The organism is Sinorhizobium fredii USDA 257, from assembly GCF_000265205.3.
Classification (GTDB): Bacteria; Pseudomonadota; Alphaproteobacteria; order Rhizobiales; family Rhizobiaceae; genus Sinorhizobium; species Sinorhizobium fredii_B.
In genome coordinates this window covers 1,555,454-1,570,894 of the sequence record NC_018000.1, presented here as the reverse complement: position 1 = coordinate 1,570,894, position 15,441 = coordinate 1,555,454, and the positions used below count along the sequence as shown (strand labels likewise).

Here is a 15,441-nt window from a genome sequence, read left to right as displayed (position 1 = left end):
GGAAGAAATGGTGGGGCGCGGCGACAGGGAGGCTTTGCCGCGCCCGGCACGAACTCTAAACGCGCAATATCAGACGCGTGAAGACTTCCGTGCGATCAGCGCCACGGCCGCTTCGGCAATGGCGGCGGGGGACATGCCGAATTCGTCGAGCAGGAACTCGGCCGAGCCGGTGGGGGCGAAGATGCCCGGAACGCCGAGGATCTTCATCGGCACGGGCGCTTCGGCCACTACGAATTCGGCAATGGCCGAACCGAGGCCGCCGATGATGGAATGTTCTTCCGCCGTCAGGATGGCGCCGGTTTCGCGGGCAGCGGCCACCACCGCCTCGACGTCGATCGGGCGGACCGTCGCCATGTTCAGCACACGCGCCTCGATCCCTTGCTCCGCCAAGAGGTTGGCCGCTTTCAGCATGCGGTGGGTCAGCGTGCCGTTGGCGACGAGGGTGATCGCGTCGCCGTCGCGCAGCCGGTTGGCCTTGCCCAGTTCGAACCTGTGTCCGGCCGGCAGCACGTCCGGAACCCCGACCCGCGACAGACGGAGGAACACCGGCCCGTCGTAGTGGGCAGCCCATTCGACGGCCGCGGCCGTTTCGATCGCGTCGCAGGGTGCGATCACCGGCAGGTTCGGCAGCACGCGCGTCCAGGCGAAATCCTCGATGGAATGGTGCGTGGGGCCAAGCTCGCCATATGCCATGCCGGAGGAAATACCGATCAGCTTCACATTGGCGTTGGAATAGGCGATGTCGGCCTTGATCTGCTCCAGCGACCGGCCGGTCAGGAAACAGGAGGCGCCGCAGACGAAGGGCAGGAGCCCGCCATTGGCAAGGCCGGCGCCGACGCCCACCATGTTCTGTTCGGCGATGCCGACATTGACCAGTCGCTCCGGCCACTTGGACTTGAACCCTCCGAGCTTGGAGGAGCCGACGGAGTCGTTGCAGACGGCCACGATCCTGGAATCGTCGGCGCCAAGGCGTTCCAGCACGGCAACGAAGGCATCGCGGCAGTCGTGCAGCTTGGGAGAGCTCATCACGTCTTTCATCACAGGACCTCCGAAAGCTCAGCGACGGCCATCTCGTATTGTTCGGCGTTGGGCACCTTGTGGTGCCAGTCGACCTTGTCCTGCATGAAGGAAATGCCGTGGCCCTTGTTTGTGTGAGCGACAATGCAGTGCGGGCGGTTGCTGCGCGATTCCAGCGCCGGAACGATCTCATCCATGGCGTTGCCGTTGATCTCGGTGACATCCCAGCCGAAGGCTTTGAGCTTGGCGGGGAAGGGGGCGAGGTCGTTGGTGTCCTTCAGCGTGGCGCCCTGCTGAAAGCGGTTGTGATCGATGATCAGCGTCAGATTGTCGAGGCCGAACTGGGCCGCTGCGGCGATGGCCTCCCAGTTCGATCCTTCCTGCATCTCGCCGTCGCCGGTCATGACATAGGTGCGGTACTTGGCGTCGGTTAGCTTGGCGGCCTTCGCCATGCCAACCGCGACTGGCAGTCCGTGGCCAAGCGGCCCGGTATTGGTCTCGACGCCCGGAACCTTGTTGCAGTTCGGATGTCCATTCAGTCGCGAATGCGGCTTCAGAAACGTGCTGATCTCTTCCTCGGGCAGAAAGCCGCGCTTGGCGAGCGTCACATAGAGCGCCAGCGCCACATGGCCTTTCGACAGCACGAAACGGTCACGGTCCGGATGCTTCGGCTCATCGGGCCAGATTCGCAGCACGCGGAAATAGAGCGCCGTCAGAATGTCGATGGCGGACATTTCCCCGCCGATATGGCCAGCGCCGGCTTCGAAAACCGCCTGCAGATCGCGAAGTCGGATCTGTCGAGCGATGCGGTCGAGATCGTTCGGCTGCATGAATTCCTCGTAGTGAATAAATATACAGAGATATATATATTTACACGCTATGGCGGCGTGTCAAGCGGGAAAACGCGATTTGCGACAGCGAAACAATATTGACACAACACGTTTCAATCGTGTACGCATTTACAGACGGCCATGAATATTTATGCTTAAGCTGATTTGAGGAGGCCGAAGTAGGAGAGGAGGGCGCCATGCTTGCGACAGCGACGCAAAGACAAGGGTTCGCAGGCGGGATGTTTGCCTCGATGAGAGGGGCCACGGGTCCGCTGATCGGTCTCATCGTCCTGTGTCTGTTTCTCACCTTCGCGAGCGACAAGTTCCTTTCGATCAGAAACTTCCTCAACGTGCTCGATCAGATCACCGTATTGGGCATCATGGCCGTTGGCATGACCTTGGTCATCCTGATCGGCGGCATTGACCTTGCCGTCGGTTCGGTCATGGCGCTTGCGATGATGGTCCTCGGCTATCTGAACGTCGTTGCCGGCGTGCCGATGTGGCTGGCCATTCCGCTCGCTCTGCTGGCCGCTTCGCTGAACGGCCTGGTCGCGGGCGTTCTCATTACGCGCTTCAACGTGCCCGCCTTCATCGCGACGCTTGCCATAATGTCGATTGCCCGCGGCCTTGCAAACATGATCACCGACGGCCAGCAGATCATCGGTTTTCCGGCCTGGTTCAACACGATGGCCATCGTGCGCTTCGGCGGCTTCCTGACGCTGACGGTGGCGGTGATGCTGGTGGTCTTCGTTGTCGGCTTGCTCTACCAACGCTATCGCCACGGCGGGCGCACCCTCTACGCCATCGGCGGCAATGCCGAAGTGGCGCGGCTTGCCGGCATCAACGTCCAGCGGGCGACCGTGCTTGTCTACGTTGTGTGCAGCTTCCTGGCGGGGCTGTCCGGCATGGTTCTGGCGGCGCGCCTGGACTCGGTCCAGCCCTCATCCGGCGTCTCTTACGAGCTCGACGCCATCGCCGCGGTCGTCATCGGCGGCACGTCGCTGTCCGGCGGCACGGGCGGAATCGGCGGCACCATCATTGGCGTGCTCATCATCGGCATTCTGCGCAACGGACTCAACCTGCTGAGCGTATCCCCGTTCATGCAGCAGGTGATCATCGGCGGCGTCATCGTCCTGGCGGTCACCGCCGAGACCTATCGCAAGCGGAAATAGTCTGTTCGCCCCGTTCGCGAAGGCGAAGGCGGGGCAGTGAAAACGGTCCGCAATGGTGCGGGCCGGCAAAAGGGAGGTGGCCTCCTGCAAAGCCGGGAAATCCACCAAAGGAGGAGAAACCATGACATTGACCAAACTGCTGCTGGCGGTAACCACCGCTGCGGTCCTGATGTCCCCGCTCGGTGCATCTGCCGCGGAGGTCAAGAAGATCGGCCTCGCCGTTCCGAACCTTCAGGCGGACTTCTTCAACCAGATCAAGCTCGGCGTCGAGAAATACGCGAAGGAAAAGGGCATCGACGTCGTCGTGGTCGATGCGAAGAACGACACGGCCACGCAAGTCAGCCAGGTGCAGGACCTGATGACGCAGGACATCAACGCGTTCATCTACATTCCGGCCGGTGCGGCCGCTGCTGCCGTGCCGACCCGCCTTGCCCGTGAAGCTGGCATCCCCGTGATCAATGTCGACCGCGTTCCGGAGGGTGCGCCGGGCGATACCTTCATCGCCGGCGAGAGCGTTGATTCCGCCTATGCCGTCTGCAAGCACATCATCGAAAAGGCTGGCGGATCGGGCAAGATGGCGATCATTCACGGCCAGAAGGGCACGACGCCGGAAGTCGACCGCTTTACGGGCTGCAAGCGCGCCATCGATGAGAATCCGAGCGTGGAACTCGTCTCCCAGCAGTGGAGCAACATGTGGTCGGCCGACGAGGGCTTCTCGATCGCGCAGAACATGCTGCAGGCAAACCCCGACATCAAGATCATCTTCGGCCAGGCGGACGGCCTGGCGATGGGTGCGGCCAAAGCCGTGGACGTTGCCAATCTCTCCGACAAGGTCATCATCGGCGGCTATGACGGCGACGTCTCTGCTCTCGAATATCTTGCCAAGTGCAAGGGTCCGTTCATCGCCACTGCCACGCAGAGCACGCAGAGGATGGGCGTTCTTGCCGTTGAATCCGCGCTTGCCGTGGCCGCCGGCCAGAAGGTGGAAGAGCGACAGACCCCAAATGCCGTGCTGACGACCTGCGAGAACGCTCCGGAATTCGTGAAGAGTCACCCGTAACCTGTCTCGATACGAAAGGCTGAAGCGCCATGACAACCCGCTCTCCTATCCTGTCGCTCCGTGGAATCCAGAAGTCCTACGGTCCGATCGAGGTCCTGCACGGTGTCGACCTCGACATTTATCCGGGAGAGGTCGTGGCGCTACTCGGTGAAAACGGTGCCGGAAAGTCGACCCTGTCGAACATTATTTCCGGCACCGTGCAGCCGTCCGCCGGTGAAATGTCCTGGCTTGGGGCAGCCTATGCTCCCGCCAATCCCCGTGCTGCGATGGACGAGGGGGTCGGGATGATCCATCAGGAGCTGAAACTGCTCCCGAAGCTGTCCATCGCGGAGAACGTTTTCGTAGGCCGCTATCCGATGAAGGCGGGTCGGGTCGACCGCAGGGCCATGGAGGAACGGGCGCGCAGCGGACTCAAGCGGCTCGGTCTCGATATCTCGCCGGACCGCCTCGTCGAGGGCCTTTCGACCGGCAAGCAGCAACTCATCGAAATTGCCAAGGCGTTGACGCTCAATGCCCGCCTTTTGATCCTGGACGAGCCGACCGCCGCGCTGGGCGGCGAAGAAACCCAACTCCTCTTCCAGCAGATCGCACGGCTGAAGTCGGAAGGTGTGGGCCTCGTCTACATATCGCACAGGCTGGAGGAAATCCGCCAGATCGCCGATCGCATCGTGGTGATGCGTGACGGTGCCAAGGTGAAGGAATTCGACAGCGGCGATGTGCCAATCCGCACCATCGTCGAGGCAATGGTCGGGCGTTCGCTCGAGCGCATGTTCCCCGCCCTGCCGGCGCCTCAGGAAGAGGTGACGCTTGACGTGCGCAACCTCACCTCGCCGACGAATGCATTCCGGAATATCAGCTTTTCAGTCCGCAAGGGCGAAGTGTTCGGCATCGCCGGCCTCATGGGCGCCGGCCGCACCGAACTCGTACGCGCCTTGACCGGCGCCGATCCGATTTCCGGTGGCGAGGTTCTCCTGCATGGCAAGGCCGTCACGCCCCGCTCGCCCATCGACGCGATCCGCAATGGGATCGTTCTCGTGCCGGAGGACCGCAAGCTTCAGGGCGTGGTGCTCGATCATTCGATCGCGGAGAACATTGGCTACGCCAACTTCGGAGAAATCGCTCGCAAGGGCTGGATTTCCTCGCGCCGTCTCCACCAGTTCGCCGACGAGTACATCAGGAAGTTCGGCGTGAAAGGCCGCGGTCACCAGAACGCGGGCGAGCTTTCCGGCGGCAACCAGCAGAAAGTGGTGCTCGCCAAATGGCTGGCGCGCAAGCCGCAGGTCGTGGTGCTCGACGAACCGACGCGCGGCATCGACGTCGGCGCTCGATCGTCGATCTACGATCTCGTCATGGATCTCGCCCAGCAGGGCGTCGCGGTGATCATCGTCAGTTCCGATCTCGAAGAGGTTCTCGGGGTCTCAAATCGAATCATGGTCATGGCACAGGGCAGACAGACCGGTATCCTCGACCGCAAGGAGGCAAACGACGTCTCGGTCATGGAACTGGCAACCATCTAAACGAGGAATAGGTCATCATGTCCGAAATCACGCTCAACGCGCCCAAGCTATTCGATCTCTCCGGAAACGTCGCCCTCGTGACGGGCGCTGGCAGCGGCATCGGCCAACGCATCGCTATGGGGCTGGCGCAGTTAGGGGCGGAGGTTGCTCTGCTCGATCGCCGCACCGACGATGGGCTCGCGAAGACGGCGGAATTCATCGCCAGCACGGGGCGCCGCAGCATCCAGATCGCCGCCGACGTGACCAGTGGTGCGGCGCTCAACGAGGCGGTCGCCCGCACGGAAGTCGAACTGGGCGCGCTCACTCTCGCCGTCAACGCTGCCGGCATCGCCAATGCCAATCCGGCTGAGGAAATGGAGGAAAGCCAATTCCAGACGATGATGGACGTCAACTTGAAAGGCGTTTTCCTGTCCTGCCAGGCGGAAGCCAGGGCGATGCTGAAGAACGGCCGCGGGTCGATCGTCAACATCGCCTCGATGTCCGGCGTAATCGTCAACCGTGGCCTGAACCAATGCCACTACAACGCCTCAAAGGCCGGCGTCATCCATATGACGAAATCGATGGCGATGGAATGGGTGGGCCGCGGCATCCGCGTGAACACGATCAGCCCCGGCTACACGGCCACGCCGATGAACACGCGGCCGGAAATGGTGCATCAGACCAAGCTCTTCGAGGAGCAGACGCCGATGCGGCGCATGGCGACGGTCGACGAGATGGTCGGGCCCGCCGTTTTTCTTCTTTCGGATGCGGCGACGTTCGTTACCGGCGTCGACCTTCTGGTCGATGGTGGCTTCTGCTGCTGGTAAATATCGCGAGGCCGGCCGGAGCCGGCCTCTTGCTTTTTACCGCAGGAATTCCTTATCTACGTTTGTTCTCAGGGCGGGGTGAAAATCCCCACCGGCGGTATCCGGAGCGATCCGGGAGCCCGCGAGCGCTTCCACAGATAGTGGAGGGTCAGCAGACCCGGTGAGAGGCCGGGGCCGACGGTTACAGTCCGGATGGAAGAGGACAATGCCTGCAAAACCGCTCCTTACCGGGCGGCGCGGGCTTGTTCGCCCAAGGGATGAATAGCGGCTGAAACGCCGCGGTTTAACGCCAATGCTGGCTACCCTTGAAAGGCAAATGGAATGGCAATCTCGAGAATTGAAGACGCAATCGCGGCACTGGCGCGCGGCGGCATAATCGTCGTCGTCGATGACGAGGACCGGGAGAATGAAGGCGACATCATCGTGGCATCGGACGCGGTAACGGCTGGAACGATCGCTTTCATGATGAAGCACGCCCGTGGGTTGATCTGCGTTGCGATGGAAGGAGAGCGTCTTGAAGCGCTCGAAATTCCCCTCATGGTTCCGCAAAACACCGAGCTGCATAAAACTGCATTCACAGTCTCCGTTGATTATCTGCCCGGAACCACCACCGGGATTTCCGCAGCCGATCGGGCCGCGACGGTTCAAGCCCTCATGAATCCCGCTGCGCGTCCGGCGGATTTCGCCCGGCCTGGGCATATCTTCCCGTTGCGGGCGCATCCCAGGGGTGTGCGCGGCCGGCCGGGGCATACGGAGGCCGCAGTGGACCTAGCACGCCTCGCCGGCAGGTCCCCATCGGGCGTCATTTGCGAAGTTGCCAACGACGATGGAACGATGGCTCGGCTTCCCGAGCTCGTCCTGTTCGCTGAAACGCACCGGCTTCCCTTGATCACCATCAGGGACCTGATCGCCTATATTGGAGGCCAGCAGCCAGCTGACGCGGCGCAGGCTGCGTAATCCGGGTCAGCGTTCACCTTGGAGGCGATCGCACCCGTCCACCTCCACATCCTCCGGTTCAAAGGATCCTCCGCCAAGCGGCGGCGCGGGCTCACGCGCGGCTTGCCGATCTGGCGGAACGAGCTCACATATGCCCGCCGGAGTGGCAGGAATCGTGGTGATGCCCTTTTCGCTGCAGTGAGCCGAACCCCGTTGTTTTGAACAACAACAACAACAATTGACTTTAGAAACGCCGCGCGTATTCTATGCCAATTGGTATGACCACTTGGCCACCAGCCGCGAACCTGCCGTGTGGCCTGCAGCGAGGATGCGATGTTCTCTGCCGTGGAATCGCGCCGCCTGTATCGGCAGGTGGCGGACCAGATGCGAGGCCTGATCGAACGGGGTGAACTGGCGCCTGGTTCCCGGCTTCCGGCTGAGCGGGAGCTTGCGCAGAAGCTGGGGGTGTCCCGCCCGACCGTTCGGGAAGCACTGATCGTGCTCGAGGTCGAAGGCTTCATCGATATCCGCATGGGGTCGGGCATCTATGTCACGGCGCGGCATGCCCTCTCGGCCGATGTGCCGCCGGAGGATTTCGAGGGTCCGTTCGAATTGCTGAGGGCCCGGGCCGTGGTCGAATGCGCAATCGCCGAGGAGGCGGCCCGGCTGGCGCGCGCCGAACATATCGAAGTCCTCGACGACAACCTCGCGCGGATGGCCGCCGCGCTCGAAGATCGGCGCCAGGCGCTCGCCATCGATCGCGAGTTCCATGTCATCGTCTCGAGCATCATCGCCAATCAGACGCTGAACCGCTTCGTCGGCAGCATCCACGACATGCGCATGACGCCCTATTTCGAGAAGCTCGCCAGCTATTTCGAGAACACCGGGACCTGGCGGGCCGCGATGGAAGAGCATCGCGCCATCCGCGACGCGATTGCCGCGGGCGATCCGGCTGCCGCACGGGCCGCGATGCGCGCGCATCTCGATCAATCTCAGCTTCGCCTGTCGGCCAGCTTCGGGGAGGAGTCGTCCGACAGCACGATACCGGCCGCATGGAGGCGTGCCGAAAATTAGTAAAGCATGCATTGATTTCACTTTGGGAGGAGAAAGAAGATGAAGGCCAGACTGTTAACGCTATTCGGCGCAACCGCCGCCATCCTGGGTTCGGCCCTCGCCGCACAGGCCCAGACCGTGCTCAAGTGGGCGCATGTCTACGAGACCTCGGAGCCGTTCCATACCGAATCCGTCTGGGCCGCCGAGGAGATCGGCAAGCGCACCGAGGGACGTTACAAGGTCGATGTCTATCCGGCCTCGCAGCTCGGCAAGGAAGCGGATCTGAACCAGGGTTTGAAGCTCGGCACGGTCGATATCATCATTTCCGGTTCGAGTTTCGCGGCGCGCGAATATGCGCCGATCGGCGTCACCTATTTCCCCTATACGTTCCGCGACCCCGCCCATCTGATCGCCTATACCAAGAGCGATGTCTTCAAGCGCCTGGCGGCGGGATACGAGGAGGCCTCCGGCAACCACATCACCGCGGTCACCTATTACGGCACGCGCCAGACCACATCGAACCGGCCGATCGCCAAATGCGCCGACATGCAGGGCCTGAAGATGCGCGTGCCCGATGTCCCGGCCTATCTCGCCATGCCGCGGGCCTGCGGCGCCAATACGACGCCGATCGCGTTCGCCGAGGTCTATCTGGCCTTGCAGAATGGCACGGTCGAAGCCCAGGAAAATCCGCTGACGACGATCGAGGCGAAGAAGTTCTTCGAAGTGCAGAAGCATATCGTCCTGACCGGCCACATTGTCGATCACCTGAACACGGTCGTCTCGAAGTCGCTGTGGTCGCAGCTCTCCGATGCCGACAAGCAGATTTTCACAGAGGTGATGCAGGAGGCTGCCGAGCGCGGCACCAAGATCATCGAGGAGCGTGAGAACGCTCTCGTCAAGACCTTCAAGGAGCGCGGCATCGACGTGAGCGAAGTCGACAAGGCTGATTTCGAGTCGACAGTGATGGAGAAGGTGGCGCTGGAGGACTTCGGCTACAAGAAGGAAGACTGGGAGGCCATCCGCGCCGTCAAGTGAATCCTAGATGCCGGCCGCACGCCATGCGGCCGGCTATCCGCCAACCCTTTGCCGGATGATCGCCATGTCCCAGGAAGTCCACTTGCAAGTGACGCCGGAGGAAATTGCCCATTCCTTCGACGAGGCCCCGCCCGCCGCGGATATTTCGAGCTATGCCTTCGAGGATTGGGTGACGCTCGCCATCTTCTGGATAATGACGGGGTGCGTGTTCCTGCAATTCTTCACCCGTTACGTGCTCAATGATTCCTACGCCTGGACGGAGGAGATCGCTACCAATTGCCTGATCGGCGTCGTGTTCCTGGGCTCCGTCATGTGCGTGCGCGTCTCGCGGCACATCCAGGTCGACGTGCTCTATCACTATTTACCGGGGCCGGTGGCGCGGGCGATGGCGATCTTCGTCGATCTCGTGCGCATAGGCTTCTTTGCCTATGGCTGCTGGCTGATGTGGCGCTACGTGTCGATCGTCGCCCATGAACGCATGGTGACGGTCGATCTGCCGCGCAACATCGTCTTCTACAGCGTGATGGCCGGCTTCGTGATGATGCTGGTCCGCTCGATCCAGGTCTTCGTCGCCAATCAACGCCGCGGCTATTCGGTTCTCGAAAAGCCCGAGGAATTCCAGAAGGTCGAGGGCTGATCCATGCTCCTGCTCGTTGGTTCGTTTCTCGTGCTGATGGTGGTCGGTGTGCCCGTCGCCATCTCCATGGCCGTGGCGTCGGTGCTCTATCTGGTCTTTTACAATGTCGCGCCCGACATCATCGCGGCACAGCGGATGATCGCCGGCGTCGAGAGCTTTCCGCTCTTGGCGGTGCCGTTCTTCATCCTGGCCGGCAACCTGATGAATTCAGCCGGCGTCACCGGCCGCATCTATTCCTTCGCCGTTGCGCTCGTCGGCTGGATGAAGGGTGGGCTGGCGCAGGTCAACATCATCGGCTCGGTGATCTTTTCCGGCATGTCGGGCACGGCGCTTGCCGATGCCGCCGGCATCGGTACGATCGAGATCAAGGCGATGAAAGATCACGGCTATCCGGTGGAAACCGCCGTCGGGGTCACCGCCGCGTCGGCGACGCTCGGCCCGATCTTTCCGCCGTCGCTGCCCTTCGTCATCTACGGCATGATGGCGAACGTCTCGATCGGCGCGCTGTTCATGGCCGGCATCGTGCCCGGCGTGGTGATGACCGTGCTGATGATGCTGACGGTGGCGGTCTTTGCCTACAAACGAGGATGGGGTTCGGACACGCCTTTCGAGATCAAGCGTCTGCTGTCGGCTTCGCTCGAAGTGGTCGTCGTGCTTGCGGTGCCTGTCGTCATCTACCTCCTGATGTCGGCCGGCCTCTCGTTGAACGTCGCCGTCGGCCTCGCCCTTCTCGCGCTCCTCGCGCTTGATTGGTACTTCGATTTCTCCGCGGTCATGGCGCTGATGACCCCGGTCATCCTGATCGGCGGCATGACGATGGGCTGGTTCACGCCGACGGAAGCGGCCGTGGCCGCCGTTCTCTGGTCGCTGTTCCTCGGTCTGGTTCGCTACCGGACGATGACGATGTCGACGCTTGCCCGGGCGACCTTCGACACGATCGAGACGACCGCATCCGTGCTGTTCATCGTCACCGCCGCCTCGATCTTTGCCTGGCTGCTCACCGTCAGCCAGGCGGCCCAGTTGCTCTCGGGTGCGATCCTGACCATCACCGACAACAAGTGGGTGTTCCTGATCCTGGTGAACCTCTTGATGCTGTTCGTCGGCTGCTTCCTGGACACGATCGCGGCGATCACCATCCTCGTGCCGATCCTCTTGCCCTTGACGGCTCAATTCGGCATCGATCCGGTGCATTTCGGTCTGATCATGACCCTCAACCTGATGATTGGCCTGCTTCACCCGCCGCTCGGCATGGTGCTTTTCGTGCTGTCGCGGGTGGCCAAGCTTTCGGTCGAGCGGACGACCATGGCGATCCTGCCCTGGCTCCTGCCGCTGTTCATCGCACTCATCCTGATCACCTTCGTCCCGGCGGTCACGCTGTGGCTACCTGGTGCAGTCGGGCTGATCCGATGATGGCGGGAGCAATCAGGCAGGCGCGTGTCGCCCGGCTCTACGGCCGGCGCGACCTGCGAATGGAGGTCACGGAGGTCGCCGAACCCGGGGAAGGCGAGGTCCTCTTGAAGATGGCGACCGGCGGCATTTGCGGCTCCGATCTGCACTATTATCAGGACGGCGGCTTCGGTCCCGTCCGGGTGCGCGAGCCGATCATCCCCGGTCATGAAGCAGCGGGCCGTGTCGCAGCGCTCGGGGCTGGCGTCTCCGGGCTCACGATCGGCGAGCTGGTAGCGGTCAATCCGAGCCAGCCCTGCGGCACCTGCCGCTATTGCCAGGAAGGACTGACAATCCATTGCCTGAACATGCAGTTTATGGGCAGCGCGATGCGCTTGCCGCATACGCAGGGCATGTTCCGTGACTGGGTTATCGTCCCGGCCCGCCAGTGTTTTGCGGCGGGGATTCTTGTCAGTGCCGGCGAGGCGGCCTGCGCGGAACCGCTGGCCGTCTGCCTTCACGCGGTTGCGCAGGCGGGTGACCTCACCGGCAAACAGGTGCTCGTCACCGGGGCCGGGCCGATCGGTGCGCTCGTCGTCGCGGCCGCCCGCCACGCGGGAGCGAAGGCGATCGTCGTCACCGACCTTGCCGATGCGGCGCTCGGGCGGGCAAGCGCCATGGGCGCGACGCGGGTAGTCAACGTCGGCCGCGAGCCGGTGGGTCTGGCCGAATATGAGATCGACAAGGGCCAGTTCGACGTCGTCTTCGAGTGCTCCGCCGCCGAGCCGGCGCTGCGCGGGGCGATCGCTGCCGTCCGGCCGCGCGGCCTGATCGTGCAGGTAGGGGTCACGGGCGACATCACCGTGCCGCTCAATGCACTTGTCGGCAAGGAGTTGCGGTGGATCGGATCGCAGCGGTTCCACGATGAATTCGCTCAGGCCGTCGCGCTCATCTCCGACCGCACAATCGATGTCCGGCCGATCATTTCTCATGCGTTCCCGGTCGATCAGGCGGTCCAGGCGTTCGAGCAGGCCGGCGACCGCACGGCAGCCTGCAAGGTGCAACTGACTTTTCTGTCCTGGTTCTAAGAGAGCGGGATGCAGGCGGAAAACCGCTCGCACTTTACCTCGTCCCGCTCGGAAGGAGTTCATATGCGACATACGTGGCGGTGGTTCGGACCGGTGGACCGGGTGAGTGTCCGGGACGCGGCGCAGGCCGGCGCGCAGGGCATCGTCAGCGCCCTGCATCACATCCCGACCGGCGACGTCTGGCCGGTCGAGGAGATCGAAAGGCGGCAGCGAGAGGTGCGCGAGTGCGGCCTGGAGTGGGAGGTGGTCGAAAGCGTCCCGGTGTCGGAAAGCATCAAGACGCAGACCGGTCCCTGGCGCGAGCACGTCGCCAATTGGCAGGAGACGCTGCGGCGCCTCGCGGCGGCCGGTATTCGCACCGTCTGCTACAATTTCATGCCGGTGCTCGATTGGACGCGCACCGACCTGCGCTGGACCACCCGTCACGGCGCCAAGACCATGCGCTTCGACCGGATCGATTTTGTCGCCTTCGACCTCTATCTGCTGCAGCGGCCGAGCGCGGTCGAAGACTATGACGCGGCAACGCGCGAAGAAGCGGAGCGGCGCTTCCGCGAGATGACCGAGGAGCGGCGGCTTGGCCTCTCCCGCAATATCGGCGCCGGGCTTCCGGGCTCCGCCGATGGCTACAGCCTGCCGCAGCTTCGGGAGCACTTAGAGACCTATGCCGGCGTCGGCCGTGACAAGCTGCAACGGCACTTCGTCGATTTCCTTGCCGAAGTGACGCCGGTCGCCGAACGGGTCGGCATCAATATCTGCGCCCATCCCGATGATCCGCCATGGCCGCTGCTCGGCCTGCCGCGCATTCTCTCGACCGCCGAGGACTATGCCTTCATGCTGCGGGAGGTCGACAGCCCGGCCAATGGCGTCACCTTCTGCACCGGCTCGCTCGGCGCCCGCGCCGCCAACGACCTGCCGGCGATGGTCCGCCAGTTCGCGCCCCGCATTCATTTCGTTCATCTCCGAAATGTTCGCCGCGAGGAGGAGCGGACGCTGTGTTCGTTCTATGAGGACGAGCATCTGGAGGGGGACGCCGACATGGTAGCGGTGATCGCCGAACTGCTCGTCGAGGAGAAGCGCCGGCGCGCCGCCGGACGGGCGGATCACCAGATTCCGATGCGGCCGGATCATGGTCAGGAGATTCTCGACGATCTCACCCGCGGCGCCCAGCCCGGCTACCCGGCGATCGGCCGGCTGAAGGGGCTGGCGGAACTGCGCGGCATCGAACGGGCCCTGTCGCATGCCACCCACGGACTGTCCTGATCACGAAACGGCCGTCTGCGGCCTTCGCGGCTCGAACAGCCGTTTGATGCCGCGCGCGAGGGCTTCCATGTAGAGGTAGATCACCGGCGTCACGAACAGCGTCAGCGGCTGCGAGACGAGCAGGCCGCCGACGACGGCGACGCCCAGCGGCTGGCGCAGTTCTGCGCTGGCGCCGCTGCCGAGCGCGATAGGTAGCGTGCCCATCAGCGCGGCGAGGGACGTCATCAGGATCGGCCGGAACCGCATCAGGCAAGCCCGTTGGATCGCATCTCCGGGAGTGAGGCCGTCGCGCTGCAGCGAGAGCGCCACGTCGATCATCATAATCGCATTCTTCTTGACGATGCCGATCAGCATCAACAGCCCGATGACCGCGATGATCGGCAGGTCGAAGCCGCCAAGACCGATCGCCAGGAGCGCCCCGCATGCTGCCAACGGCAGGCCGGAAAGAATCGTCAGCGGGTGGATTCAGCTCTCGTAGAGAATGCCAAGCACGATATAAATCGTCAGGATCGCGCCGAGGATCAGCCAGGTGCCATGGCAATGCCGGCCAACGTGCAGCCCACAGCAACCGTTGCGATGAGGACCCGGCTAGACATCGGCTGCGCTCCTCTCGCGGAAGCGGGATCGTGGTGATCTCGTTCCTACGCGCATCGGAGACCTACGAGGCTACCGATGGCGCAACAAGCATCTAGAACAAGCGGGGCGCGCGTCTAGTGTTATTTCAATAGATTACGAAGATTTAATCCGGCCCGCGAGCGGGTCGGCAAGTTCGGAGCCGGCCGTGTCGTCAATATTTTGCTCATCAGGCCGATTGGCCTCGATCTCCAACTTGTGCACGGCGCGACGGAGGTGCTGCCATTCCTTTTCGAAGCGCAGGAACACCTCCGTCGACATGAATCTTGGCTGCATATGACCTCCTCGCGCTGCGTCAGGAAACACGCAAACGCTATTCTTGGTTCCGTGCCATTTGCGGATGCGGCCGATAATTGCTACCGAACGCCAGTGGCGCCGCGCCGCTGCAATTCCGGGACAAATAGGTGAACCACGCAGCTGCTGATCGGTTATGCGGCGGGTCCACCTATCGCCCCCTCGAACTGGGGAGGCCGCCGCGCAGCGAGTGCGAATTCGACGGCCTCAGGCAGTGTGCCTCAGACAGGATTCCACTCCCGGAGGGGGCACTCGTCAAGGTTTAGAACTTACATAATTCGAGCTATAGGTTACATCGGACAGACAGAAAGATGTCCAAGCCCGTGTCTTGCTATCAGGCCAGCGGGAGCGCGATGCACCATCGTCAGATGGACTGCAAGGTCCAGGATGTGGCAGCAAGAATCAGGCCAACCGTCAGCACAATGGCGATGCCGTATTTCATCATCTTCATCCGGCGCGTGCGTTCGCCGGTCCAATCGTAGCTCATCATGCGCTCCGAACGATATTGCGCTTCGACTGCGAAAATTGGACCGAATTTCTTAATAAAAAGGAAACCACGTTCTTCGTCGGCGCTCCGCCGGGTGCCCAATGGCTTGATCGTGCGCAGTTCATCTGGGGTGCTTAAGTATAAATTTAGCAAAAAACCCATAAAGTTTAAATTTATATACACGGCGAAGTCTCGGAGTTACAATTCCCCTATCTTCAATATTCGATGTG

15 protein-coding genes, 1 pseudogene and 1 riboswitch are annotated in these 15,441 nt (G+C 62.4%); of the genes and pseudogenes, 11 read left to right on the top strand and 5 right to left on the bottom strand.

Going from position 1 to position 15,441, the window contains the following annotated elements; all coding sequences use genetic code 11:
• Nucleotides 1-69: 69 nt before the first annotated feature.
• Nucleotides 70-1,038, bottom strand: coding sequence for a transketolase family protein (locus USDA257_RS07235; protein WP_014762256.1), 969 nt, complete (start codon nucleotides 1,036-1,038; stop codon nucleotides 70-72).
• Nucleotides 1,038-1,847 (bottom strand): transketolase, encoded by an 810-nt coding sequence (locus USDA257_RS07230; protein WP_014762255.1) that lies wholly within the window; start codon nucleotides 1,845-1,847, stop codon nucleotides 1,038-1,040. The genes USDA257_RS07235 and USDA257_RS07230 overlap by 1 nt, the downstream gene beginning before the upstream one ends.
• A 197-nt stretch (nucleotides 1,848-2,044) precedes the next feature.
• On the opposite strand from USDA257_RS07230, the gene USDA257_RS07225 reads away from it, so the two are divergent.
• From USDA257_RS07225 to uxuA, 11 genes are all read left to right on the top strand, one after another.
• A complete protein-coding gene (locus tag USDA257_RS07225; protein WP_014762254.1) occupies nucleotides 2,045-3,019 on the top strand; it encodes an ABC transporter permease in 975 nt (324 codons plus the stop codon).
• A gap of 121 nt (nucleotides 3,020-3,140) precedes the next feature.
• Entirely contained in the window at nucleotides 3,141-4,079 is a 939-nt protein-coding gene (locus USDA257_RS07220; protein WP_014762253.1) for a substrate-binding domain-containing protein, read from the top strand.
• Nucleotides 4,080-4,108: 29 nt separating this feature from the next.
• Nucleotides 4,109-5,596: a sugar ABC transporter ATP-binding protein gene (locus tag USDA257_RS07215; RefSeq protein ID WP_014762252.1), complete on the top strand. Its 1,488-nt coding sequence runs from the start codon at nucleotides 4,109-4,111 to the stop codon at nucleotides 5,594-5,596.
• A gap of 17 nt (nucleotides 5,597-5,613) precedes the next feature.
• Nucleotides 5,614-6,402, top strand: coding sequence for an SDR family oxidoreductase (locus tag USDA257_RS07210; protein ID WP_014762251.1), 789 nt, complete (start codon nucleotides 5,614-5,616; stop codon nucleotides 6,400-6,402).
• Nucleotides 6,403-6,462: 60 nt separating this feature from the next.
• Nucleotides 6,463-6,610, top strand: a riboswitch (FMN riboswitch).
• Between the two features lie 113 nt (nucleotides 6,611-6,723).
• Nucleotides 6,724-7,359 carry a 3,4-dihydroxy-2-butanone-4-phosphate synthase gene (gene ribB, locus USDA257_RS07205; RefSeq protein ID WP_014762250.1) on the top strand — a complete coding sequence of 212 codons (636 nt, stop codon included), beginning with the start codon at nucleotides 6,724-6,726 and terminating at the stop codon, nucleotides 7,357-7,359.
• Between the two features lie 312 nt (nucleotides 7,360-7,671).
• Nucleotides 7,672-8,412, top strand: coding sequence for a FadR/GntR family transcriptional regulator (locus tag USDA257_RS07200; protein WP_014762249.1), 741 nt, complete (start codon nucleotides 7,672-7,674; stop codon nucleotides 8,410-8,412).
• A gap of 39 nt (nucleotides 8,413-8,451) precedes the next feature.
• A complete protein-coding gene (locus USDA257_RS07195; RefSeq protein ID WP_014762248.1) occupies nucleotides 8,452-9,426 on the top strand; it encodes a sialic acid TRAP transporter substrate-binding protein SiaP in 975 nt (324 codons plus the stop codon).
• 64 nt (nucleotides 9,427-9,490) lie between these two features.
• Complete coding sequence (locus USDA257_RS07190; RefSeq protein ID WP_041415011.1) at nucleotides 9,491-10,063, top strand: TRAP transporter small permease; 573 nt, start codon at nucleotides 9,491-9,493, stop codon at nucleotides 10,061-10,063.
• Nucleotides 10,064-10,066: 3 nt separating this feature from the next.
• Complete coding sequence (locus USDA257_RS07185; RefSeq protein WP_014762246.1) at nucleotides 10,067-11,473, top strand: TRAP transporter large permease; 1,407 nt, start codon at nucleotides 10,067-10,069, stop codon at nucleotides 11,471-11,473.
• Nucleotides 11,470-12,537, top strand: a complete 1,068-nt coding sequence (locus USDA257_RS07180) for an L-idonate 5-dehydrogenase (protein WP_014762245.1) — start codon at nucleotides 11,470-11,472, stop codon at nucleotides 12,535-12,537. The genes USDA257_RS07185 and USDA257_RS07180 overlap by 4 nt, the downstream gene beginning before the upstream one ends.
• Nucleotides 12,538-12,600: 63 nt before the next feature.
• Nucleotides 12,601-13,797, top strand: a complete 1,197-nt coding sequence (gene uxuA / locus USDA257_RS07175; protein WP_014762244.1) for a mannonate dehydratase — start codon at nucleotides 12,601-12,603, stop codon at nucleotides 13,795-13,797.
• Here the strand turns inward: uxuA and USDA257_RS07170 are convergent.
• The 3 genes and pseudogenes from USDA257_RS07170 to USDA257_RS36905 all read right to left on the bottom strand — a co-directional run.
• Nucleotides 13,798-14,325, bottom strand: a pseudogene (locus USDA257_RS07170) (efflux RND transporter permease subunit); the annotation flags it as partial.
• 201 nt (nucleotides 14,326-14,526) lie between these two features.
• Nucleotides 14,527-14,691, bottom strand: coding sequence for a hypothetical protein (locus USDA257_RS07165; RefSeq protein ID WP_014762242.1), 165 nt, complete (start codon nucleotides 14,689-14,691; stop codon nucleotides 14,527-14,529).
• A 397-nt stretch (nucleotides 14,692-15,088) separates the two neighbouring features.
• Nucleotides 15,089-15,394, bottom strand: a complete 306-nt coding sequence (locus USDA257_RS36905) for a hypothetical protein (protein ID WP_162531109.1) — start codon at nucleotides 15,392-15,394, stop codon at nucleotides 15,089-15,091.
• Between the last annotated feature and the right edge of the window lie 47 nt (nucleotides 15,395-15,441).